A 23,135-nucleotide genomic window follows, 5' to 3' on the forward strand; every position below is an offset into this window, starting at 1 on the left:
GCACCGGGCTCGCCGAGACGGGCACGGTGGCGGGAGCCAATGCGCCGCAGCCGTAACGCGAAGCCAGCAGTGTGGCCAGGTCGCCGCCGGCCTGCTGCCATCCGACGATCGCATCGACCTGATGGGTGACCAGCGCTTCCCGGTAGAGCTTCACCGGATCCAGCGCCAGAACCGTGGCGGCAACCCCGACGTTGCGCAACTGGTCGGCAGCGGTGTTGGCCACGGCCAGCGAGGTCGGATCGTTGGCCGCCACCCCGATCACCAGCGACAGCTGCTCGCCGCCCTTGCTGATCCGCCCCCGGGTGATCTCCGGCGGGTGCGGCGCACCGGTGGCGGAGCCGGCCGGCGGGACCAGCGCGGACGGCGGCGCATCCTTTTCGACTCGGTAGCCGGCCGCCTGCAACAGTGCCAGCGCGGCCGATTCGGCCATCGCCGGCGGTGCGGTGGGCACATAACCGGGGTCGCTGGGAGTGCGAACCTGGGCCTGGTCCAAAGTGACAGTGTTGTCGCTGCCGGCGCCCACCGTGGCCAGCAGGCCGACGTCGAGCAGTCCCAGAATCGCCCGACGAACCCGCACATCGGCCAGCTTGGGTTCCGCTGCCCGCAGCGCGAACTGCATGATTCGGGGCGTGACCACCCGGGTGGTCTGCACGCCGGGGATCACCGACAGCTGAGCGAACGCCGCCGAACCGCCGTGCACCTGAGCCACCTGGGTGTCCCCGTTGCGGATCGAGTCAGCCAGCGCTGCCGCTGACCCGGCGCGGCGGAACAAGACCAGGTCCGGCTTGGCCGGCGGGCCCCAGTAGCGGTCGTTGCGGGCGAGCAGGATCGCGTCGCGCTGTGGATCGATGTTCTCCACCCGGAACTGGCCACCGGTGACCGGCAGAGCCCGGGCCAGCCCGGCCGGGAAACCGCCGGGCACATCTTTGACGATGTGCGCCGGAACGATGTTGTTGAACAGTTCCCGCCACGCCGGGTACGGCTTGGCGAAGGTGACCACCACCTGCTTGCCGCCTTCGACGGAATGCACTCCGGTGATCAGGTCATAACCCGCCGGGTCGACGACACCGGGCTGGGTGACCATCTGCTGCCACAGGTACCAGAAGTCGTCGGCGGCGATCGGCGCGTTGTCGGTCCAGGAGGCCTCGGGCCGGATTCGGTAGGTCACCGTGAACGGTGCCTCGGAAGTCACGGCGGCCGACACCAGCAGCGTCGGGTCCATCTCCCACCGCGAACCGGTGGGGGTACTGGAGTCCGGGACTGGCCGAAACGCGCTGGGCAGCACCAGCGCGCTGATCGCCGCGGTGACCGCCGACAGGTCCGAACGCAGGTGGGGGTTGAAACCGGCCCCGATGGAATCGATGCCCATGATGATCTGGCTGATCCGCGGCGGCGGCGGGGCTGTGACCTTCGGCGTCTCGGTGCTCTGCGGCGCCGGCGGCGGGTTCACCGTGCACGACGAGATCGCCTGCGTCAGGACCAGCATGGTCACCGAAACCAGTGCCCCCGCCGTGACATGGGCGCGGCGGGCTGGTCTCGGCACGACTACCAGGGTATCCGGGCGGCGATTTGGGCGCGCAGACCGTCGAGCAGCGCGCAAAGCCGCGCCCAACCCTAGAGGTTCTTGGCCCGGGAGCGGCTGCGCGCCCGCAGCGTGGAGTCCAATTCGACCTTGCGGACCCGGACCACTTCGGGGGTGACTTCGACGCACTCGTCGGCCGCGCAGAACTCCATCGCCTGCTCCAGATCGAGCTCGATCGGACGGGCCAGCGTCTCCATCACATCGGCCGTCGACGACCGCATGTTGGTGAGCTTCTTCTCCTTGGTGACATTGATGTCGAGATCCTCGGCCCGAGGATTGATCCCCACCACCATGCCCTGGTAGGTGTCCTGGCCCGGCTCGACGAAGAACTGCCCACGGTCGGCCAACTGGATCAACGCGAACGGCGTGATGGACCCGGCCCGGTCGGACACCAGCGACCCGGTGTGCCGGGCGCGGATCTCGCCGGCCCACGGCTGGTAACCCTCGAACACCGCATTGGCGATACCGGTGCCGCGAGTCTCGGTGAGAAAGTCGGTGCGCCAACCGATCAGCCCGCGACTGGGGATGATGAACTCCATCCGCACCCACCCGGTGGTGTGGTTGGCCATCTCGGTCATCCGGCCCTTACGGCCCGCCGCCAGCTGGGTGATGGCGCCGACATACTCCTCGGGGCAGTCGACGGTCAGGTGCTCGAACGGCTCGTGCACCTTGCCGTCGATCTTGCGGGTCACCACCTGAGGCTTACCGACGGTCAGCTCGAAGCCCTCCCGGCGCATCTGCTCGACGAGGATGGCCAGCGCCAACTCGCCTCGGCCTTGGACCTCCCAGGCGTCCGGGCGACCGATGTCGACCACCCGGATCGACACGTTGCCGATCAGCTCGGTGTCCAGACGTGACTTGACCATCCGCGCGGTCAACTTGTGGCCGGAGACCTTGCCCGCCAGCGGCGAGGAGTTGGTGCCGATGGTCACCGAGATCGCCGGCTCGTCGACGGTGATGCGCGGCAGTGCGACCGGAGCGGCCAGATCCGCCAGCGTGTCGCCAATCATGATGTCGCTGATCCCGGCGACGGCGACGATGTCGCCCGCGCCGGCCTCTTCCGTCGGGGTACGTTCGACACCCTCGGTGACCAGCAGTTCGGTGATCTTCGCCGTGGTGGTCACCGGTTCACCGTCGACCTCACGCATCCAGGCCACCTGCTGGCCTTTGCGGATGCGGCCGTTGTAGACCCGGACCAGGGCGAGCCGGCCCAGGAATGGCGAGGCATCGAGGTTGGTGACCAACGCCTGCAGCGGCGCCTCCGGGTCGCCCGACGGCGGCGGGACGTGCTCGAGCAGCACGTCGAACAGCGGGTCGAGGTTGTCGGCATCCGGAATCTGGCCGTCGGCGGGCGCGGTGGTGCTGGCCACCCCGGCCCGGCCGGAGGCGTACAGCGTAGGCAATCCCAGGGCGTGTTCGGCAGCGGCCTGCGCCTCGTCGTCAAGGTCACTGGCCACGTCGAGCAGCAGGTCGTGGCTGGCGTCGACCACCTCGGCGATGCGGGCGTCGGGCCGATCGGTCTTGTTGACCACCAGGATCACCGGCAGGTGCGCGGCCAGCGCCTTGCGCAGCACGAATCGGGTCTGCGGCAACGGCCCCTCGGACGCGTCGACCAACAGGACCACGCCGTCGACCATGGACAGCCCGCGCTCCACCTCCCCGCCGAAGTCGGCGTGACCCGGGGTGTCGATCACGTTGATGACGGTGACGGTTCCATCGGGGTGGTGGCGATGCACGGCCGTGTTCTTGGCCAGGATCGTGATGCCCTTTTCCCGCTCCAGATCCCCCGAGTCCATGACGCGCTCTTGCGCCTCACCGCGTTCCTGCAGGGCGCCCGACTGGCGGAGCATGGCGTCGACCAGAGTCGTCTTGCCGTGGTCTACGTGCGCGACGATGGCGACGTTACGAAAGTTCACCGGGCGATTCTGCCAGCGCACCCTGTCAATCGCGAAAACGTGAAGCCTAGAGCAATGAAGGTCACAGCCCCAGAGGGGACTCCGCGGAGAACCTCTCGAGCTCCTTGAGGTGCAGTTCGGTCAGCGACTGCAGACATTGCGCCGCCGTTTCGGTGAGCTGCAGCCGGATCACCCGCTGGTCGTCGCTGTCGCGGACCCGGGTGACCAGGCAGGCGGCTTCGGCGCGCTGGATCAGCTCTCCGGCGCTGTGGTGGCGCAACAGCAGGTAGTCCGCGATGTCGCCGACGGTTGGCCCACGCGAGTCGCTGTGGCCGCGCACCGCCAGTAGCAGCTGGTGCTGCGCGGGGGTGAGTCCGGCCGCTTGCGCCTGGTCGGCGCTCCACCGCTCAAAGCGCCGCAACCGCGTGCGGAACGCAAGCAGTCGGGAATAGACCTCGTCAGGCAGTGGCACGTCTGTAACTTTATGCCGAGCACCGCCGACGCGCCCAGCTCAGCTCAGCCTGCTCGGGAACCACGACTTCATCGTTGTTTCTAGGCGCCGCTGCGCACCAACTGATCGGGGCAGTACAACTGGGCGGCGATCCCCACGAACTGCGAGCCGTGCTCGGTCGTCAGGCCCGGGTTCCGGGCCTTGAGGCCCTCGAGCACCTGCGGGCTGGGCTGGCCCTCGGCGATCAAACCGCACACCATCTTCGCGGTGACGATGGCCTGGTCAGCGTTGTTGTAGGTGATGCCGGCCGCCCGCAAAGACACCAGGAAATTGGTGTCGGTCTCGGAGGGATCGGCCTGAGCCGGCGCCGCCAAGCAGACACAGCCGAGCGTGCCGAGCAACGCCGTGCGGATCCTCACCAGCCCCTCCGTTGCGGTCGTGAACCCATCGGCTGATTCCTCCTAGCGACGTCGCGGCTGCGGTAGACGATGTACGGCCGAAACAGATACCCGATCGGCGCGCTGAATGCGTGCACCAGACGAGTGAACGGCCACAGCGCGAACAATGTCAACGCAATCATGACGTGAACCTGGAAATACAGCGGCGCCTGCAGCATCAAATCGCCCCGCGGATCGAACGTGAAGATCGACCGGAACCAGACCGAGACCGTCTGGCGGTAGTCATGCGCCTCGCCGTAGGCGGTGGTGCCCATCAGGGTGCAACTCATCCCGGCCACCAGCGCACACACCAGCACCGCATACATCAGCTTGTCGTTGACGCTGGTGGCCTTGAACACCGAGCGCTCGGTGCGGCGACGGTAGATCAGCAACCCGACCCCGATCAGGGTGGCGATGCCGGCGGGCAGGCCCAGGACCAGCGCCTGCAGATGGTAGAGCTGGTCGCTCATGCCCAGCGCCTCGGTCCACGACTCCGGGACGAAGAGTCCCATGATGTGTCCTGCGATCACCACGAAGCTGCCGAAGTGGAACATCGGGCTGCCGATCCGCAGCAGCTTGGACTCATACAGCTGAGACGAGCGGGTGGTCCACCCGAACTTGTCGTACTTGTATCGCCACCAGGTGGCGACGCCGGCGATGGCCAGTACGAAATACGGCACGATGTCCCACCACAGCTCGGCGGGGTTGATCAGGGTGACGTCCGTCATCGGGTCGGCACCTTCGGCATCCCGAGCGAAACGGCTGCCGTGAAGGGTTGAAGCCCAACAGCTTCCGCGGGCGGCCCGGATGCCATCAGCTGACTCACGTTCTGCACCTCCTGATCGGTTGCCGAAGGGAGCGTCTCGCAGACTGCGCCCACGGCGAAGGCATACGGCGACTTCGCTTCACTCAACGCACGGTGCAGCACGTCGATCGGTGTGCGGTGCGCCAGCAGCAACCGACGGCCGGCCTGCGGATCCACCGTCGCGGCGAACTCCAGGACCACCGGCAGGTGGTCGGGCGCCTCCCCCACGGGCGGCTCGGCGCCGGCTTCGCGGTAGGCGGTGGCGAAGGCCAGCATCTGCATCCCGCGGTTGCGGGTGTCGCCACCGGTCCAGTAGGTCAGAAACATCGTCGAGCGCCGCCTCATGTCGAAGGTTTCGACGTAGTCGACTGCGGCCGTCATCGGGTCAGCTGCGCGCAGCGCGGCGACCGTGCGCCGCAACAGATTCGCCGTCGACGAGTCGGCGTGGGCCAGCAGTTCGTCCACGGTGTCGAGCCGCTGGGGCAGCTGCTCGTCGGGGTAGGACAGCAGCAGCGACGCCGCCTGCCACACCGCCCGCTCGGCGGGTCCACCGGGCGGTCGTCGTAGGGAATGAATGAACCGCTTCACTGATGCTCCGGGAACATCTCCGGCACGGCCCGCTCCCCGCCACCCCAGTTGAGCAGGTTGGTCCGGCCCGGTGGCCGCTGCGCGTGCCCGTTTTCGACCAGATGGAACGATGTCTTCGCGACGTCATCAGAGCCGACGAATGGGTCCTCATACCCTTCAGGTCCGCCGGTGATCGAGCAGCCCATGTGTTCGAGGTCGTGCGCCTGCTGGCTGTAGGCGGTGGGAATGACGTAACGCTCTTCGTATTTGGCGATCGCGAGGAGCCGGTACATGTTGTACATCTCTTCCTCGGTCATGCCGACCGAGGCGGGTATGTGCGGTTGGGTCTCGCGGCCCAGACTGATGTCGCGCATGTAGGAGCGCATCGCTGCCAGCCGGCGCAGCACACCCTCGATCACGCCGGTGTCACCGGCGGTGAACAGCTCGGCGAGGTAGGCCATCGGGATACGCAAGGCGGACAGCGCCCCGAACAGGTTGCCCAGGTCTTCGCCGTCGTGCCCGTCGCGGCTGACGGCATCGACCACCGGGGACAGCGGCGGGATGTACCAGACCATCGGCATGGTCCGGTACTCCGGATGCAACGGCAATGCCACCTTGTAAGTGTTGATCAACGCGTAGATGGGCGAACGCTGCGCGGCCTCGATCCAGGCGTCCGAGATCCCCTCAGCGCGTGCGCCCGCGATCACCTCCGGGTCGGTCGGGTCCAGGAACACGCCGCGCTGCGCCTCATACAGGTCAGTGTCGTTGTCGACCGAAGCCGCCTCGAGCACCTTGTCGACGTCGTAGAGCACCAAGCCGATGTAGCGCAGTCGGCCGACGCAGGTCTCCGAGCACACCGTCGGCAAGCCGACTTCGATACGCGGGTAGCAGAAATGGCACTTCTCGGCCTTGCCGGTCTTGTGGTTGAAATACACCTTCTTGTACGGGCAGCCCGAAACGCACAGCCGCCAGCCACGACAGCGGTCCTGGTCGACCAGCACGATGCCGTCTTCTTCACGCTTGTAGATGGCCCCGGTGGGGCAAGACGCCACGCACGACGGATTCAGGCAATGCTCACAGATCCGCGGCAGGTAGAACATGAAGGTCTCTTCGAACTCGCTTTTGACCTGGTCACTGACCTTCGCCAGAATCGGGTCGTTGACCAGGGTCTCCGGCGCCCCGGCGAGATTGTCGTCCCAGTTGGGTCCCCACTGGATCTTCATCGGCTCGCCGGTGATCGAACTCTTCGGTGCCGCAACCGGAATGGTGTCTCCCAGCGGGGCCGCGGTCAGGTTCTCGTAGTCGTAGGTCCACGGCTCGTAGTAGTCCTTCAAGCCGGGCAGGTTGGGGTTGGCGAAGATGCTCAACAGCTTGTTGAGCCGGCCGCCGGCCAGCAGACGCAACCGGCCTTTGCGGTCCAGCGTCCAGCCGCCCTTCCAGCGATCCTGGTCTTCATAGGTCCGTGGATAGCCACCGCCGGGGCGGGTCTCGACGTTGTTGAACCAGACGTACTCGGTGCCCTCACGGTTGGTCCAGGCCTGTTTGCAGGTCACCGAACAGGTATGGCAGCCAATACATTTGTCCAGGTTCATCACCATGGCCATCTGCGCCATAACTTTCATCGTGCTAATACCTCACGTCCTGGCTGCGGCGCCGCACCACCGTTACCTCGTCGCGCTGATTGCCGGTCGGTCCCAGGTAGTTGAATGCGAACGCGTGCTGGCCGTAGCCACCGGCCAAGTGGCTGGGCTTGACCCGGATCCGGGTCAACGAGTTGTGGGTGCCGCCACGTTTGTTGTTGGTCTCGGCCCGCGGAGTGTCCACCGTGCGTTCCTGGACGTGGTAGACGAACACCACCCCGTCCGGCATCCGCTGACTGACGATCGCGCGGCCGACGAAGACGCCGTTGACGTTGACGGCTTCGATCCAATCGTTATCCTGGACACCGATTTTCGCGGCATCGCCCGGGCTCATCCACATGGTCGGGCCGCCGCGCGAGAGCGACAGCATGTACAGGTTGTCCTGGTAGGTGGAGTGGAACGACCACTTCGAGTGCGGAGTCAGGTACCGCACGGTGATCCCGACGCCGTCACCGGTCTCGCCGAGTTCGGGAGCGTCGAAGAGCCGCGCCATGTCCAGCGGCGGACGGTAGACCGGCAGATGTTCGCCTAGTTCCTCGATCCAGTCGTGCGCGGTGTAGAAGTGCATCCGGCCGGTCAGGGTGTGGAACGGCTTGAGGCATTCGATGTTGATCGTGAACGGGGCGTAGCGCCGTCCCCCGGTCTCGCTGCCGGACCACTCCGGGCTGGTGACCACCGGCACCGGCCGCGCCTGGGTGTCGGCGTAGGTGATCCGCTTTTCCGCACTGCCCTCGGACAGGTGCGCCAGTCGCTGTCCGGTGCGTTTCTCCAGCTCCCGGAAACCCTCCGTGGCGATTCTGCCGTTGGTGGTGCCCGACAGCGCCAGTACCGTGTCGGCCATCCGGGTCGCGGTGGTCAGCGCGGGACGCCCGGCGCCGGCACCGGATTTCATCACCCCGAACTTGGCGGCCAATTCCTCGACCTCTTCGTGCGGAAACACGGTGTAGCCCTTGGTGGTCATCCCCAAGGTGTCCACCAGCGGACCAAGTGTCTGCCACATGTCACCGATAGCGGTGTAATCACGCTCCACCACAGTCACTTTGGGCATGGTCTTGCCGGGAATCGGCGTCTCGCCGTTGCGCAGCCAGTCACGCTCGGTGCCGTCGGGGTAGGCCATCGCATCTGCGGTGTCGTGCTGCATGGCCGTCAGCACAACGTCTTTGCGGACGCCAAGGTGCTTGACCGCCAATGCGCTGAACGTTCGGGCGATCGCGCCGAACGCGTCGTAGTCGCTGCGGGTCTCCCAGGGCGGGTCGATCGCCGCGCTGAACGAGTGCACGTAGGGGTGCATGTCGGTCGACGACAGGTCGGCCTTCTCGTACCAGGTGGCGGCCGGCAGCACGACGTCGGACATCAGCGTGGTCGAGGTCATCCGGAAGTCGATCGACATGAGCAGATCGAGCTTGCCCTCGGGGATGTCCTTGGACCAGTTGACATCCTGCGGCTTCACGCCGCCGGCGGGCGCCTCGCCCAGCACGCTGGCGTCGGTGCCCAGCAGGTGCTTGAGGAAGTATTCTCCGCCCTTGCCAGACGCACCGATGAGGTTGGCCCGCCACACCGTGAGCACACGCGGCCAGTTCACCGGGTCGTCCGGATCGGTGACCGACAGCTTCAAATCACCGGCTGCGAGTTGCTCGGCGACGTATTCTCCCGCGTCGCGTCCTGCGGTGTCGGCCTCGTCGGCCACATCCAGACTGGAGCGGTCGAACTGCGGGTAGAACGGGCTCCAGCCCATCGCGGTGGCCGACGCCAGGATGTCCATGGTGTGTCGTCCGTCGAATCGGCCGCGTCCGAGCGGAGTGGTCAGCTTCTCCGCCCCGTACGCGTCATAGCGCCATTGGTCGGTGTGGACATACCAATAGGAGGTGCCCGGCACCTGACGCGGCGGGCGCGTCCAGTCGCTGCCGGCAGCCATCGTCTGCCAGCCGGTCAGCGGGCGCACCTTCTCCTGGCCGACGTAGTGCGCCCAGCCGCCGCCGTTGCGTCCCATCGAGCCGGTGAGCATCAGCAGCGCGAGCACCGCCCGGTAGGTGGCGTCGCCGTGGAACCACTGGCAGATGCCGCTGCCCATGATGATCATCGACCGGCCGCCGGATTCTTCTGCGTTGCGCGCGAATTCGCGCGCGATCCGGATCGCCTGGGCGGCCGAGACCCCGGTGATCGACTCCTGCCACGCCGGGGTGTTGACCTGCGTGCCGTCGTCGTAGCCGGTCGGCCATTCGCCGGGCAGCCAGGGCCGTCGTACCGAGTAGTTGGCCAGCATCAGGTCGAACACCGTGCAGACCAAGTGCTCACCGACCTGGCGCACCGGCACCCCGCGCTGCACGACGGTGCCGTGACCGGTCACGGTGTCGAAGCCGGGCAGTGAGACCAGTGCGGCGGGCTGATCGCCGTTGAGGAGCTTCGGGTTCTTGACGGTCAATGCCGGCCGCAGCTCGCCCAGGTCCAGGTTCCACTTGCCGATGCCATCGTCGCCCCAGCGGAAGCCCAACGAGCCATGGGGTACCACCACGGTGTCGGTGGCCTCATCCAACAGGGCCGGTTTGAATGCCGCGTTCTCGACGGCCGCCAGCTCCCCGCCCAGGTCGGCGGCGGTCAGGTTCTTTCCGGGAACCAGTCGGCCGTCACGCTCTTCCAGCTTGATCAGGAACGGCAGGTCGGTGTAGCGACGCACGTAGTCGGTGAAGAACGGCACCTCCTGCTTGACGTAGCACTCGGTGAGGATGACGTGGCCCATCGCCATGGCCAGTGCACCGTCGGTGCCGGCCGCACACGGCATCCACTCGTCGGCGAACTTGGTGTTGTCGGCATAGTCCGGGCTGACGGTGACCACCTTGGTGCCGCGGTAACGGACCTCGGCCATCCAGTGCGCGTCAGGCGTGCGGGTGATCGGGACATTGGAGCCCCACATCATCAGGTAGGCCGCATCCCACCAGTCGCCGGATTCCGGCACATCGGTCTGATCGCCGAACACCTGGGGTGAGGCCACCGGCAGGTCGGCGTACCAGTCGTAGAAAGACGTCATCACCCCGCCGAGCATCTGGATGAAGCGTGACCCGGCGGCGAACGACACCATCGACATCGCCGGAATCGGAGAGAACCCCGCCACCCGGTCCGGGCCGTAGGTCTTGATCGTGTGTACATGGGCGGCAGCGATCATCTCGGTGGCTTCGGCCCAGCTCACCCGTACCAGACCGCCCATACCGCGGGCCTGCTGGTAGCGCCGGCGACGCTCAGGGTCGGCCTGAATGTCCGCCCAGGCCAGCACCGGATCGCCCAGGCGCGCCTTGGCCTCCCGGAACATCTCGACCAGCGCCCCCCGCGCATAGGGGTAGCGCACCCGGGTGGGCGAGTAGGAGTACCAGGAGAACGAAGCGCCTCGCGGGCAGCCGCGGGGCTCATATTCGGGGCGGTCCGGGCCCACCGAGGGGTAGTCGGTGGCCTGGTTCTCCCAGGTGATGATGCCGTCCTTGACGAAGATCTTCCAGGAACACGACCCGGTGCAGTTGACGCCGTGGGTGGACCGCACCACCTTGTCGTGGCTCCAGCGGTCCCGGTAGAAGAGATCGGCCTCGCGCCCGCCTTGGCGGGTGACGGTGCGCAGGTCCGGCGAGACCTGGCCGCGGGTGAAGAACCGGCCGCTGCGTTCCAGCAATTCCTCGAGTGGGCCACCGATTCCGGGCGGTCGCGCTGCGCGTGTCATCAACGATTCTCCTTCGCGGGTCGCCGCGCTCCGACGGATTTCAGGAGGCCGGAGCCGCCGCCGCACGCCATAACAGCCCGAAACACCAGCGTAGCGGGATATATCGCCCGGCGACCTAATCCTCCGGCAAGAATTAACAGAGCCTTTTCACCAGAGTGCCCGAGCCAGCTCCGGCAGCCAAGCTCGATCAGCAGGTACCCAGTCAACGTCCGGTAGTTGTACAGCCGTCACCCAGCGAAGGGCTTGATGGTCATGGGGCTGGGGCTCGCCGCGCATCAGACTGACCAGGTAGGCGCGCAAGGTCATCGTGGTGTCCAGCACCACGTCAGCACCGAGGCGCTCCCCCACCGTGATGGCACCCGGGTCCAGCCCCAGCTCTTCGCCCAGTTCGCGGGCCAACGCGGCGGGCTCACTCTCGCCGGGCATGACCTTGCCGCCGGGCAGTTCCCAGCGACCGGCCAGCTCTGGCGGGCGGCGCCGCTGCGCGATCAGCACCGTGCGCCCGGCCGCGGTCTCGGCGAGGACGGCTCCGGCGACGACGATCTGAGACGACATGGCGTGTGAGGCTATACCGTCCTACCGTCGGGTATGGCTTTGTTGACTGACGATCAGGTGAATGCGGCGCTGCCCGAGCTCGAAGGCTGGGAGCTCGCCGACGGAACGCTGCGGCGCTCGGTCAAGTTCGGCTCTTTTCTGGCCGGCATCGACGCGGTGCGTCGGGTCGCCGAACGTGCCGAAGCGGCCGATCACCACCCCGACATCGATATCCGCTGGCGAACTGTGCTGTTCGTGCTGGTCACGCACTCCGAAGGCGGGATCACCGACAAGGATGTGGCGATGGCGGGCGAGATCAACCGGGTTCTCGCGGCGTGACCCGCGTGGTCGCCATCCAGCCCAAGGTGACCAGCGCGCCGACGATGTAAACCAGGCCGGCCCATGCCAGATACCACGGCCGGCCGTCCTGCCAGATCGTCGGCTGGAAGAAGCTCAGCAGCCACGGCACGCCGATGAGGGTGAGCGTGAGCCAGACCCAACCCAGGGTGCGGGCGCCCGGGCGATCCGAGGACGGCCCGTAGAACAGCCAGATCATCAGGGGCAGCAGCCACACCCAGTGATGGGTCCAGGAGATCGGTGACGCCAGCAGCCCGAACAGCTCGACGACCAGCAGCGAGCCCAGGACGTCGGGTCCGGTGGGAGTACTGTTCAGCGCCCGCCAGGCGAGCACGGCCAGCACCGCGGTGACGACGATCGCGACCAGCACCGGCGGGCTGTAACCGGCGTCGTGTCCAAGGATGCGGGAGATCCCGCCCCGCCAGGACTGGTTGAACGACGTTCCGATCGGGCCTACCCGGTGAGCGTCGCCCAGCAACTCGGTGAAGTAGCGGCGGGCCTGATCACCGGTGGCCCACACCGACACCGCGATGGTGCCGGCGAACACCACGGCCGAGAACACCGCGGCGGCCCAGCGCCGCGCTCCGGCCAGATATACCCCGGCGATCGCCGGGGTCAGCTTGACCCCGGCGGCCAGTCCGACCAACAGCCCCGACACCCACCACCGTCGGCTGTAGACCGCGTAGAGCACCGCCAGCACCAGGATCACGTTGATCTGGCCGTAGTCGAAGGTGCTGCGCAACGGTTCGGTCCAGATCCCGGCTGCCGTCCACAACATCGCGGCCCGGCGGTTCAGCGAGGCTCGACGAAGGAGAGGCGAAGCTGGAACCGCCGCATCAACTCCGCGGTTCAGCGAGGCCGACCCGGCGAGCAGTCGCTGGCACAGCCGCACCACGCCATACAGCGCGGCCATCGTGCCGATCTGCCACAAGAACGCGACCAGCCCGAACGGCAGGAAATGCAGCGGGTAGAACACCACCGCGGCGAACGGCGGGTAGGTGAACGGCAGCGGGAAGTCCGGGGTCTGGTCGGCGTAGACGTAGTCATACAGCGCGCCGGGCTGGCTCAGCGCGGCCGCGCCGCTGATGTAGACGTGCAGGTCGACGAAGTTTGCGCCGTGTGGAGTGAGGTAGGTCCACGCGAGTCGCGCCGCGATGCTGACAACCAGCAGCAAGGGTGCCCACGCAGTCAGGCGAGTCGTCAGCGAACGCGCAGGCGGGGTGTCGAGGGTGGTGTCTACCGGCACAACATTAGCGAACGGGCGCCAGATCACCGTCGCGGTTCGGCTCCGTAACGGTTCTATAAATGACACACGTGTCACTTGAGCCTCACCAGCAACAAGCTAGCTTCAGTTTTCAGCAAGCCATTGCCGACGATTGGGGAAGTCATGTCGCGCCTCCGGACGCTGTTCGCCACCACGCATTTCACGACGCAGCGTGCCACCGCCGCCAAAGCGGCCGTCGCAGCCGGGTCATCGGCCCTGCTGGTCTTCGGCAGCCTGGGGGTGGCCAGTGTGGCCACAGCCGACCCGGCCATGCCGGCGCTTCCGTTGCCCACCGCCGGATTTCCCGGGCTGCCCGCCATCGAGCAGTTGAGCCCGGTGATCCAGCAGGCCGCCGCCGACCCCGCCGGGGCGACCTCGCTGCTGATGGCCGCGGCCGCCGCGTTCACCGGCAACTCCAACACGCCCGCCGGCGCGCGGCAGGTGGCCGACTCGGTGGCGCAGTTCGTGCAGTCGCCGCCCGAGGCCCTGCCGAGCAATCACGTGCCGACGGCCGGATCAGCCCCCGGACTGGTGGCCCACCTGCCCAGCGGCGTCGACCCGGCCAAATCGGTGGGACCGATGCCGCAGGCCGCACCGAATGCGCCCGAAGCCCTGCCCGCGCCCGCCGAGGCCCTGCCCGACGCGGCCCCGGCAGCCCCCGAAGCCGCCTTCATCGCCCCGGCACCCGACGCGGCCACGGCTGCCACGGCGGCCACTCCCGGATTCGGCCCCGACGCCCCGCCGACCCAGGACTTCATGTACCCCTCCATCGGCCAGAACTGCCAGGCCGACGGCGGCAACGTCATCGCCACTGCGCTGTCGGTGGCCGGCCCGGCCACGATTCCGACCCCCGGCCCCAAGCCCGGCCAGACCGCCTACGTGTTCACCGCCATGGGAACCCCCGGCCCGGCCGAGACGCAGAAGCTGCCGCTGAACGTCACGTGGGTGAACCTGACCACCGGCAAGTCCGGGAGCGCCACCTTGCAGCCACGCACCGACATCAACCCCGAGGGGCCGACGACGCTGACGGCGATCGTCGACACCGGTTCGGGCAGCATCATGTCGACGATCTTCGGTCAGGTCAGCACCAAGGACCACCAGTGCAACTTCCTGCCCACCATCGGCTCCACCGTGGTGCCCTGACCAGCTGATTCTGCACGTCGACCCCGGTCCGAGCGGCGATAAGGTTGTGGCCATGACCGTCCCCCGCACGTCGGCGACGTGGACGTTGTTGATCGGCTTGGCTGCCATGTTGGTCCTGGCGATGAGCGGTTGCGCCGGGGGCCGGAACTCGGCGGAACGGTCGCCCTCGGATGCCGCGGTGTCCGCGCCGGCGCCGATGAGCCCACCGAATCAAACCGTGCAACGGGACGTCGTGACCACCGGCAGCCTCAACATCGCGGTGACCGACGTCGGCGGGTCGGTGGACCGGCTCATCGAGCTGGCCGCCGGGCTCGGCGGCCGCGTCGATGACCGCACCGAAAGCACGGCCCCGGGTCGTTCCCACACCGCCGAGCTGACCCTGCGCATACCGTCAGCAAAGATCGATGAGTTCCTCGACGGTGCAAGGCAACTCGGGGATGTCTCGTCGATCGCGTTGCGGCACGACGACGTCACCGGGCAGCGTGTCGACCTCGATGCGCGGGTTGCTGCCTTGCAGGCGTCGGTGGACCGGTTGACCTCGCTGATGAAGTCCGCCTCCACCACGGCCGATCTGCTGCAGGCCGAGAAGGAGCTGACGTCACGGCAGGCCGACCTCGACAGCCTGCGGGCACAGCGCACCCAACTCGGCGACCAGATCAGCTACGCGACACTCACCGTTTCGCTGGCCTCCGAGTTCGAGTCCACCGCACCCGGATTCGTCGCGTCGGTTCGCCACGGCTGGCATGCCCTGCTGTCGTTCACCCACGGCCTGGTCTCGGTCGCGGGCTTCCTACTGCCCTGGCTGCCGGTGATCGTGGTGATCGCGGGCGTCGTGATGGTCCTGCGCCGCAGGACCCGACGTCGGCGTCAGTAGGCCATGAACAAGATGGCGTCCCGGTCATAGTTCATGCCGGGATGCGCATCCGCAAGGTGCTTCTGGGTCAGGTCGACCAGATCGTCTTCGTCTTTGCCGACGATCGCCTCGCCACACGGACAGTTCAGGTGAGTTTTCATGTCGTCGCCTTTCCCTTACTGACTTGGGCCTGTTTCGCAGCCAATTTCTGGGCCTTCTTGGTGGACCGCACCTGCTGCAACGACGACGCGTCCACGACGTCAGCTATCGACAGGTGTGTTCCAGGCTCACCGTATGCCCCGGCAGCCTCCCGCCACCCCGACGGGGTCACGCCGTACTGCTTGCCGAGCAGGGCCAGAAAGATCCGGGCTTTCTGCTCCCCGTAGCCGGGCAGTGCCTTGAGGCGTTTCAACACCTCGGCGCCGTCGGGCTCACCGGCGGTCCACAATGCGGTCGCGTCGCCGTCGTACTGCTCGACCACCGCTTTGGCGAGCGCTTGAACCCGGCCCGCCATCGACCCCGGAAACCGGTGCACCGCAGGCTTTTCAGCGAACACTGCGGCGAACTCGTCCGGGTCGCGTGCGGCGATGTCGTGCGGGTCCAGTCCGCCCATCCGTTGCGCGAGCTTCTGCGGGCCGGCGAACGCGACCTCCATCGGAATCTGCTGGGAAGTGTCAACACGATTACGAGCGAGGCGATCAGCGACTTTCTTCGGCCCAGCAAAAGCTAGTTCCATGGAAATCTGCTGGTCAAGCAACATACCCGTGAGCAAGGCAAACGGATCTGTCGAGAGAAGTTCGTCAGCCTCGGGGTCTTGAGCGAGGCAGAGTCTCGGAGCCACCACAACACCTCTCGACACAGCAGACGATCTACGTTCGCGTTACGCCACCACAGGAGAGCGTAACCACGATCGAGATCAGCAGCAGAACCCTGTCGCCCCCGCGCCTGGACGTGGACCGGCCGTGCTGACTGGCGGCACGGGGACACGCCTGAGCTGGTCTACGAGGGAATGGAGTTGGCCGGCACAGCGACCGGCTAACTAACCTGCGCGGTTCAGCCGGCTCAAGATCATTTTCGGCAAGCTCATTCCACCTGTCGGTCTATTCACTTAAGGTCCATCTCGAGCGGCCTGCAATCGCAGTTGTCGCCCTTTTAAGACGACGAGGTGAGACTCTTGGCGTTCTCGGACGGACTAGCGGGCCTGGCGAAGAAAATCCTGGATACTCGGACTTCAGTGCTGACTGAGGAGGCGACAAAGAACGCCTTCATCATGCCGTTCATCTCGAACGTGCTTGGTTACGACGTGTTCGATCCATCAGAGGTTGTTCCAGAGTTCGTCGCAGATGTCGGCGTGAAGAAGGGCGAGAAAGTCGACTACGCCATTTTCAAGGATGGCGCGGTCCAAATCCTCATCGAGTGCAAGAAGATCGGCGATCCGCTGGACGTGAGGTACGCGTCTCAACTGTTCCGCTACTTTGCGGTCACCTCGGCCCGCGTAGCCATTCTGACGAACGGTCAGCAGTACCAGTTCTACACAGACGGCGATCTGCCAAACGTGATGGATGAAAAGCCGTTCCTGATTTTCGATCTCCTCGACATCGACCGCACGCTGGTCCCCGAGGTCCAGAAGTTCTCGAAGGACTCGTTCGACATCGAATCCGTCGTCAGTGCCGCCGAGGAATTGAAGTACATCGGCAACATCCGCCGAACCATCGCCGCCGAGGTCAAGCAACCGTCAGAGGAATGGATTCGGTTCTTCGTGAATCGGATCTACGAAGGCCGGACGACGCAGCGTGTCGTGGATCAGTTCCGCCCTTTGGTGGCCAAGGCTCTCAACCAGTACATCGGAGACCAAGTCAACAGTCGGTTGAAGACTGCTCTCGGTGACGACGCTCCAGACCCCAACCGTTCCACCGAGCTTGCACCTGAACCGCAGCCCGTGCAGCCATCGATCGGTCAGGCCGTGGTCACTGACGTGGTCCATGAGATAGAGACCTCCGTTCCCGACGTGGTGACCACCGAGGAAGAGTTGGACGGCTTCAACATCGTCCGAGCCATCGCTGTCTCAGAAGTTGCGCCGGAACGGATCTCGTACCGTGACGGCAAGGCCTACTTCGCCGTACTGCTCGACGACAACAACCGCAAGCCAATAGTCCGACTTCATCTCAACGGCAAGAGCGTGAAGTTCGTGACGACGTTCGAGAGCGGCAAGGACAATGGCGTGCGCCGCGACATCGATACGGTGGTCGACATCTACCGGGTGGCAGCCGAGCAGATCAGGCAGACGATCCGTCAGTACGCCAGCGCAGGCGCACCCGCCGTCACGGACAACGTCATAGCACTCCCGTAGGAGTACTACTCATTGCTCCAGCCGTGACGGCGAATTCAGGCCTGAGCAGTTCGACAACACTTGAGACCGTGCCTTCGCACCCCGACCGCGCCATAGCGATCGACTTGCAAACCCGTACCTGATGGCTCGACCGCATAACCGACCGGTCAGGACACCCGGGGGCGGGGGTTACCCCCTGGGGTGCTGGTCGGAGGCGGGCGGTAACCCTGTACGGGCGGGGGCGCGCTCACTCAACTCGACCTAACGGCTGAAGCGAGGTCCGCCCTCAGGACCGCATCACCCAACACCGTCGCGAAGCGCGAGCGCGAACCTGGTCTCTACGGGTTCAGCGGTCCTTGCGTCGGGGCCGAACTGTCCATTCGCTGGGTTTCCGCGACCGGAAAGTCTCACCGGCGAGAATCCGGGAAGGGTCCGGGATGGTAGGACCGCCAGAGGCAGGTTTGTACTCCTTCTTGGGCGGAGCCTGAATGTTCCTCCCGGACGGCTTTGACCCCAAGCCGTGCTTCTCAGCCGCCCGCGACTTCTGAGTCTCAGACTTCGGGGTCTTCTCGCCTCTACTCACGCCGTCCAACGTAACTCTCATCGCCGCCGGCCCGGGCGGTTCGCTTACGATCCAGAGCCTCAGCGGAGTCGAACGGGTTCGGCAGGCGCTGCCCCTGGGGCTGCACAGTCCGCCGTCACAGGCCTTGTGCGCCACGCAGGCGCACGAGTGCCCATCTGGGGTATAGCCGTCTTGGACAGCTCGCCTTCGCAGCTCCTGTGTCAATCTAGAGCCCGTGCCACTATTGTTTGACACTCGTCCATCAACCTCTTAAAGTCTACTTTGACAGATGACGAGTCAAGGGGATGGACGTGGGTCAGCGAATCGGATACCAGCGAGTCAGCACCGTGGACCAGAACACGGATCGCCAGCTCGATGGGGTCGAGCTGGACAAGATGTTTACGGATAAGGCCAGCGGCAAAGACACCCTGCGACCTCAGTTGGCGGCGTGCCTCGATTACCTCCGCGAGGGTGACATTCTCGTCGTCCACTCGATGGATCGACTGGCACGCAATCTGGAGGATCTGCGCCGGACTGTGCGGGAACTCACAGGCAGGGGCGTGAAGGTGGAGTTCCTCAAGGACAGCCTCACCTTTGCCGGCGATGACTCGGCGATGAATACGCTGCTGCTCTCAATGCTTGGAGCGGTAGCGGAGTTTGAGCGGTCGATGATCCTCGAACGCCAACGCGAGGGCATAGCCCTCGCGAAGGCTGCGGGTAAGTACAAGGGCCGGAAAGCGGCCCTCACTGCCGTCCAGGCCGACGAGCTTCGCGCTCGTCTGGCCGATGGCGAGTCCGTATCGAGACTCGCACGTGACTACGGCATCAGCCGTCAGTCGGTCTACAACTACAAGACCGCCTGACTGGAAGGATCCTGGTGGCCGGCCGTCAAGGCCGGTATCCCATCGTGTCCAAGCAGCCTTTCGAAGGCCGCTCTTGCATGAGCGCCTTCGGAGGCGCTCCTGCCGGTTCCTTGAGAACGGTTCCGCCTCAGACCGTTCGGCTGCGAACGGGTCCGGCCCTTAAGGCCAGCTGTTCGGCATCGGCTCAGCCGTGCCTTCACCACATGTTTTCTGGGGACCGCTACAACGGTCCCCATAAGCGATCCGCCGGAGCGGATGGATCTACGAAATGAATATGCAGTCCTCGTCTGCCGAGCTCGGACTGCAAATGGCCAGGGCCGCCGTCAGCGGCACACGTGGCCTGTCGGGCAGCTCTCCGCTGCCCTCCCAGGTGTAGATCCATGGGACCGCCAACCAGCGGTCCCCATAGTCCAGTCACTGTCCCCGCATCTGCCATCGAAGCGGGTCCAGTGGGGGTCAAGAGTCGACCGAAGGGAGACTCTATAGGGGGATACCACTACCACTACCAACCGTGTCTGACCTGCGAACACTGGTCTCAGCGGTACCGAAGTGGTAGTCCCGGCGCTACCACCTTTGACCTGCGGTTATTCGATCAACGACCAACGGGTGTCGTTGTGCTCGCCGGATCGCTCCAACAGCTTTGAGAGCGGCCCTTGTAGGAGATGCTGTCGTCGGGTGGAGTCCTTTACCCCTGGAAACTCCGCCGCTATACGTTTTGCTGCCTCGTTCACGCCGACTCCCTGACACTCATCCACCACCCATCGAGCAATTTCAACGTTCTGACCGAGGCGTTCTGGTGACCTGCTCCGGGTCGCCTGCTCGCTCACCAGTGTGTAGTCGACAGCGGCACCTCTGGGGGTGCCGTTCACGACGACGGTCGGCCAGTTGCCCTGGTTACCTGCCCGAGTGAGGGTCCGCTGTTCGCCGACGCCGGATACGTGGATACCGTGCCGCCGCCACGCCTTGTAGGCGGTCGGTCCCATCGGGTCCTTGCTGCCACCCTTTCCGCTGTGGGCGATCACCACGACCGGAGTCCCAGCGCTGACCAGCTGCCCTAACGGCCCTAGGAGCGATGACGGGTCGGCTTCGTTGATCGGACCGTCAAGTCCGCTGGTGATGTTGTCGAAAACCAGTAACCGTGCATCCAGTCCCTCTGCGAGGTCTGCGTAGGACGCCCACCTTTCCGGAGTAAAGGCGATTAGTTCCCATCGGTCGTCTGCAACACCCAGATCGCGACCCTTTTTGGCCCACTGGCCGCTGTCGGCTGGGTCCGTCGTCATGATGATGACCGGTCCGGTCCTATCCGTCGTCACCTGCGCGTCGAGCCAAGAGTCCCCGCTGGCGACTGCCGCCGCCATGCTGGCCACGAGGGAGGATTTCCCGCTCTCCGGGGACCCTGCCACCATTGTGGCCGACGAGGCCAGCCAGCCCTCAATGAGCCAGTCCGGTCCGCTTGACGCCAACACCTCGCGGATCGTTGCCGATCCAGCCAGGAACCTCAGCAGGAGCCGCTCTTCTTCGGGGGACAGTTCGTAATCGTCGTGCTGGCTCAAGATCCTCTTTCCTGCCACGCCTCAACCGCCAAGCACGAGATTAGCCGCGGCGACCAAGACGACAGCGGCGGGTTCGCGACCGGGCAGGTTTATGGTCCTCGGCGCTCGGTCGCAGATCGAGTGGAACGGCAAGCGGCGGTCGGTGTTCGGCAATCCGATCTCGCACAACGGATCCGCCCGCACACGACCCAGCCACCACACCATCATTCGGGCATGACGGCTGTCGACATCTGCTTTACGTAGAGCACCTATACGAGGGGTGTGGGTTAGCATCCGGTACCCCTACGAAAGGTTGGTGCGTTGAAGGTTCTTGCAGGCTCGGTGGTGGCGGCAGGTCTGCTGCTGGCGGCAGCGCCGATGGCTCACGCCGATAAGGATTCGTACATCCAGTACATCAACGACCACAACTTGCGGATCCCGTTCTGGACTGACGGGCAGTTGTATGGGATGGGCATCAAGATCTGCGGGTTCTTGCACGATGGCATGTCTCCGGAGGAGATATCAGACGCTCAAGGTCCGACAATGTTCATCGACAACATGGGCGTGATCCGAGCATCGCAAGAGACCATCTGCCCGGACACCATCCGATGAGGCGCGGGTTCCCCCTGCTGGCTGCGGCGGTTGTCGCACTAGTCGCGGCTCCTGCCGCCCACGCCGGAGTTACCGATTTCGTCAACGAGATCAACGCTCAGGGCGTGAACATAGGCACAATCGCGTTGAACCCGAGCATCCTCCCAAGCGTCGGCCAAGAAGCATGCGACCGGCTACACAAAGGTTGGAGCATGGACGAGGTGCTGCAGTCGTACCCGTCTTTGTTCGGGGATGGACCTCGGGTGATTGCCATTGCTCAGGCCACGATCTGCCCCGACACCCTTCGCTGACCACCGCCGAGAGAACCCGACTGATGAAATCCGCTCTCGCTGCGCTCGCGGCAACCGTTGGACTTGGAGCCTTGGCTCTGGCCCCCAACGCCAACGCGTACCCCGACCCAGAGTTCGGACCTAACTGTGACACGATCCCGACCGGGAGCTTGATCGACCAGCGCGGGTTCCGCACGGTGTGCGACTCCGAAGCATCCCCGGACGGTAGCTGGAGACGGCGAGCCATTCTGTGGGGGGAGTCCAACCGAGTCTGCACCCGAGGAACACTCGGCAACCGGCGCTGCATGGACGTAGGAGACAGCTTCCACGTCTACAGCAAGACCGAGTACGAAGTCTTTCCGGACGCTATCCCGCCCGGAGAGCCCGGACACCTGGGCTAGGTCGGCTGATGCTGGTCTTCCTTACGTAGCCAGCCGTCCCTAGTTCCGCCCGGAGACCGATTCGAAGTAGCTGCGCTCCACCTTGCGGCCCTGGACGTACAACATCCCAGCATCCAGGTAGAGCTGCCGCCGATCCTCCGGGGAGGCAGCCAGCCAGGCCTCTCTCTTGGTCTGACCGGTCTCCTCGGTCACCCATCCAGCTGGCCGGCTCGGCGTCGCAGCGAGCTGGTCACGCTTGGAGACCTGGACCCGCATTCGCTCCAGCCACACCCGCTGATCCTCCTCGGTGGTCAACAGACCTGCGTCGGATTCCATACGAAGCCGGTCAATCGTCGCATTGACCTGCTCAAGTTCGGCGCTGTGATCTTCCCCCGGTACGAACACGCTCCGAGTCATCGGCTCGGCGCCTCGGTGGTAGGTGAACTCGTGGGCGAACTGAAAATCGACATCGTCGGCTCGCGCCGAAACTCCGTTGCAGTTCAAAGGAGTTCGACCACAACGATACGTACGCCACTCCCCCATCTCGCCGCTTGCGAGGTTCTTGCGGGTGATCTGCTGGGCCAGCGAAGCCCCGCAGATCTCGCCGTCTTCGCGCTCACCACACGCAGGGCACCCGGTGCAGCCGCAGACGGCAACACCAAGCACAGGATTCTTCGTCTTACTCGGCGTCCGTCGGCCAATCTTGCGGAGCTGGGCGGCCTCCTGGGTCTGCTTCCATGTGTCCGGATCGAACGTCGGTGGGCCGAGTCGGATCGGCTCCCCCTCGGCGTCGAGCACGGTCATAGCCGCCTTACCGCGACCGGTCATCTTGAGCCCTTGCGTACGGGGAGAGGTCAACCCGTCGATCACGGTGTTGACCGTCCACGGCCGAGCTTTTGCAGGCTTGCCTTTCGCTACCCGAGCACGGTCCATGTTCGTCAACGCAGCGCTCTCGCGGCACTCGCAGCCCGCAACGTGCTTTCGACTACACCGGGGATCTGCGTACGGCTCGTTCAGCCATGCCGCTATACGGATGAAGCTCCAGCCGTCCAACAGGCGGCGGGCCATCGAATGCAACAGCGCCTTGCCGGCCTCGTCGGTGTCGAGTCCCTTGCCCTTGCCGCCCGGATGGTCGACCACCTTGAACCCGAGCGGCGGAACCCCCGACGCCCACCGGTCCATCTGCCTGATCGCACGGTGGCTGTCCTGCGCTCTGGTCTTGAACCGGTTGAGTTCCAACTGGGCGAAGAACGAACCGAGGTAGACGAACTGAGCCGTCCCGGTAAGTCCGGAGACTCCCGATCTTGGGAGGATTCGAGTTATGGGACGTGCAAGCAGGTATCCCGCTGAGCTTCGA

At 65.5% G+C, this 23,135-nt stretch carries 20 protein-coding genes; 6 read left to right on the forward strand and 14 right to left on the reverse strand.

Annotated features, from left to right (window positions below):
- The 9 genes from LI94_RS11990 to LI94_RS12030 form a co-directional block, all read right to left on the reverse strand.
- Positions 1-1,543 (reverse strand): ABC transporter family substrate-binding protein (locus LI94_RS11990; protein WP_046301335.1); only part of this gene is annotated, 1,543 nt, incomplete at its 3' end.
- A gap of 71 nt (positions 1,544-1,614) precedes the next feature.
- Positions 1,615-3,498, reverse strand: a complete 1,884-nt coding sequence (gene typA / locus LI94_RS11995; RefSeq protein ID WP_046301336.1) for a translational GTPase TypA — start codon at positions 3,496-3,498, stop codon at positions 1,615-1,617.
- Positions 3,499-3,559: 61 nt separating this feature from the next.
- The gene (locus tag LI94_RS12000; protein ID WP_046301324.1) at positions 3,560-3,949 is read right to left on the reverse strand and encodes a MarR family transcriptional regulator; all 390 of its coding nucleotides are present in this window, start codon (positions 3,947-3,949) and stop codon (positions 3,560-3,562) included.
- A gap of 80 nt (positions 3,950-4,029) precedes the next feature.
- Positions 4,030-4,347, reverse strand: a complete 318-nt coding sequence (locus LI94_RS12005) for a DUF732 domain-containing protein (RefSeq protein WP_024441176.1) — start codon at positions 4,345-4,347, stop codon at positions 4,030-4,032.
- A complete protein-coding gene (narI, locus tag LI94_RS12010; RefSeq protein ID WP_024441175.1) occupies positions 4,344-5,093 on the reverse strand; it encodes a respiratory nitrate reductase subunit gamma in 750 nt (249 codons plus the stop codon). Before narI ends, LI94_RS12005 begins: the two co-directional genes overlap by 4 nt.
- Positions 5,090-5,758 carry a nitrate reductase molybdenum cofactor assembly chaperone gene (gene narJ, locus LI94_RS12015; protein ID WP_046301325.1) on the reverse strand — a complete coding sequence of 223 codons (669 nt, stop codon included), beginning with the start codon at positions 5,756-5,758 and terminating at the stop codon, positions 5,090-5,092. Before narJ ends, narI begins: the two co-directional genes overlap by 4 nt.
- On the reverse strand, positions 5,755-7,359 hold the full coding sequence (narH, locus tag LI94_RS12020) for a nitrate reductase subunit beta (RefSeq protein ID WP_046301326.1): 1,605 nt from the start codon (positions 7,357-7,359) through the stop codon (positions 5,755-5,757). The genes narJ and narH overlap by 4 nt, the downstream gene beginning before the upstream one ends.
- A 4-nt stretch (positions 7,360-7,363) precedes the next feature.
- Complete coding sequence (locus tag LI94_RS12025) at positions 7,364-11,080, reverse strand: nitrate reductase subunit alpha (RefSeq protein ID WP_046301327.1); 3,717 nt, start codon at positions 11,078-11,080, stop codon at positions 7,364-7,366.
- Positions 11,081-11,227: 147 nt separating this feature from the next.
- Positions 11,228-11,635, reverse strand: coding sequence for a (deoxy)nucleoside triphosphate pyrophosphohydrolase (locus LI94_RS12030; RefSeq protein WP_046301328.1), 408 nt, complete (start codon positions 11,633-11,635; stop codon positions 11,228-11,230).
- Between the two features lie 33 nt (positions 11,636-11,668).
- Between LI94_RS12030 and LI94_RS12035 the strand changes: the two genes are divergently transcribed.
- A complete protein-coding gene (locus LI94_RS12035) occupies positions 11,669-11,953 on the forward strand; it encodes a 4a-hydroxytetrahydrobiopterin dehydratase (protein ID WP_024441170.1) in 285 nt (94 codons plus the stop codon).
- On the opposite strand, the gene LI94_RS12040 is transcribed toward LI94_RS12035, so the two are convergent.
- The gene (locus LI94_RS12040) at positions 11,931-13,175 is read right to left on the reverse strand and encodes a mannosyltransferase (RefSeq protein ID WP_239651210.1); all 1,245 of its coding nucleotides are present in this window, start codon (positions 13,173-13,175) and stop codon (positions 11,931-11,933) included. The two genes, LI94_RS12035 and LI94_RS12040, sit on opposite strands and share 23 nt — an antisense overlap.
- Before the next feature lie 183 nt (positions 13,176-13,358).
- Here LI94_RS12040 and LI94_RS12045 point away from each other — a divergent pair, with 183 nt between their 5' ends.
- Both LI94_RS12045 and LI94_RS12050 read left to right on the forward strand, forming a co-directional pair.
- Positions 13,359-14,378, forward strand: coding sequence for a hypothetical protein (locus LI94_RS12045; RefSeq protein ID WP_024441168.1), 1,020 nt, complete (start codon positions 13,359-13,361; stop codon positions 14,376-14,378).
- Positions 14,379-14,430: 52 nt separating this feature from the next.
- The gene (locus LI94_RS12050) at positions 14,431-15,252 is read left to right on the forward strand and encodes a DUF4349 domain-containing protein (protein WP_052739925.1); all 822 of its coding nucleotides are present in this window, start codon (positions 14,431-14,433) and stop codon (positions 15,250-15,252) included.
- On the opposite strand, the gene LI94_RS22360 is transcribed toward LI94_RS12050, so the two are convergent.
- On the reverse strand, positions 15,246-15,392 hold the full coding sequence (locus LI94_RS22360) for a DUF1059 domain-containing protein (RefSeq protein WP_081654466.1): 147 nt from the start codon (positions 15,390-15,392) through the stop codon (positions 15,246-15,248). The genes LI94_RS12050 and LI94_RS22360 overlap by 7 nt on opposite strands.
- The gene (locus LI94_RS12055) at positions 15,389-15,991 is read right to left on the reverse strand and encodes an HhH-GPD-type base excision DNA repair protein (RefSeq protein WP_082105738.1); all 603 of its coding nucleotides are present in this window, start codon (positions 15,989-15,991) and stop codon (positions 15,389-15,391) included. The genes LI94_RS22360 and LI94_RS12055 overlap by 4 nt, the downstream gene beginning before the upstream one ends.
- A 414-nt stretch (positions 15,992-16,405) precedes the next feature.
- Between LI94_RS12055 and LI94_RS12060 the strand changes: the two genes are divergently transcribed.
- The gene (locus LI94_RS12060) at positions 16,406-17,581 is read left to right on the forward strand and encodes a type I restriction endonuclease (protein ID WP_046301329.1); all 1,176 of its coding nucleotides are present in this window, start codon (positions 16,406-16,408) and stop codon (positions 17,579-17,581) included.
- An 846-nt stretch (positions 17,582-18,427) separates the two neighbouring features.
- Positions 18,428-18,985 carry a recombinase family protein gene (locus tag LI94_RS12065; protein ID WP_046301330.1) on the forward strand — a complete coding sequence of 186 codons (558 nt, stop codon included), beginning with the start codon at positions 18,428-18,430 and terminating at the stop codon, positions 18,983-18,985.
- A 584-nt stretch (positions 18,986-19,569) separates the two neighbouring features.
- Here the strand turns inward: LI94_RS12065 and LI94_RS12070 are convergent.
- A complete protein-coding gene (locus LI94_RS12070; protein ID WP_152664811.1) occupies positions 19,570-20,538 on the reverse strand; it encodes an AAA family ATPase in 969 nt (322 codons plus the stop codon).
- A gap of 300 nt (positions 20,539-20,838) precedes the next feature.
- On the opposite strand from LI94_RS12070, the gene LI94_RS12080 reads away from it, so the two are divergent.
- Complete coding sequence (locus LI94_RS12080) at positions 20,839-21,129, forward strand: DUF732 domain-containing protein (RefSeq protein ID WP_152664812.1); 291 nt, start codon at positions 20,839-20,841, stop codon at positions 21,127-21,129.
- A gap of 709 nt (positions 21,130-21,838) precedes the next feature.
- On the opposite strand, the gene LI94_RS12095 is transcribed toward LI94_RS12080, so the two are convergent.
- Positions 21,839-23,017: a recombinase family protein gene (locus LI94_RS12095; RefSeq protein ID WP_239651209.1), complete on the reverse strand. Its 1,179-nt coding sequence runs from the start codon at positions 23,015-23,017 to the stop codon at positions 21,839-21,841.
- Positions 23,018-23,135: the final 118 nt, after the last annotated feature.

This window comes from Mycobacterium sp. UM_Kg27, assembly GCF_000972905.1.
GTDB lineage: Bacteria > Actinomycetota > Actinomycetes > Mycobacteriales > Mycobacteriaceae > Mycobacterium.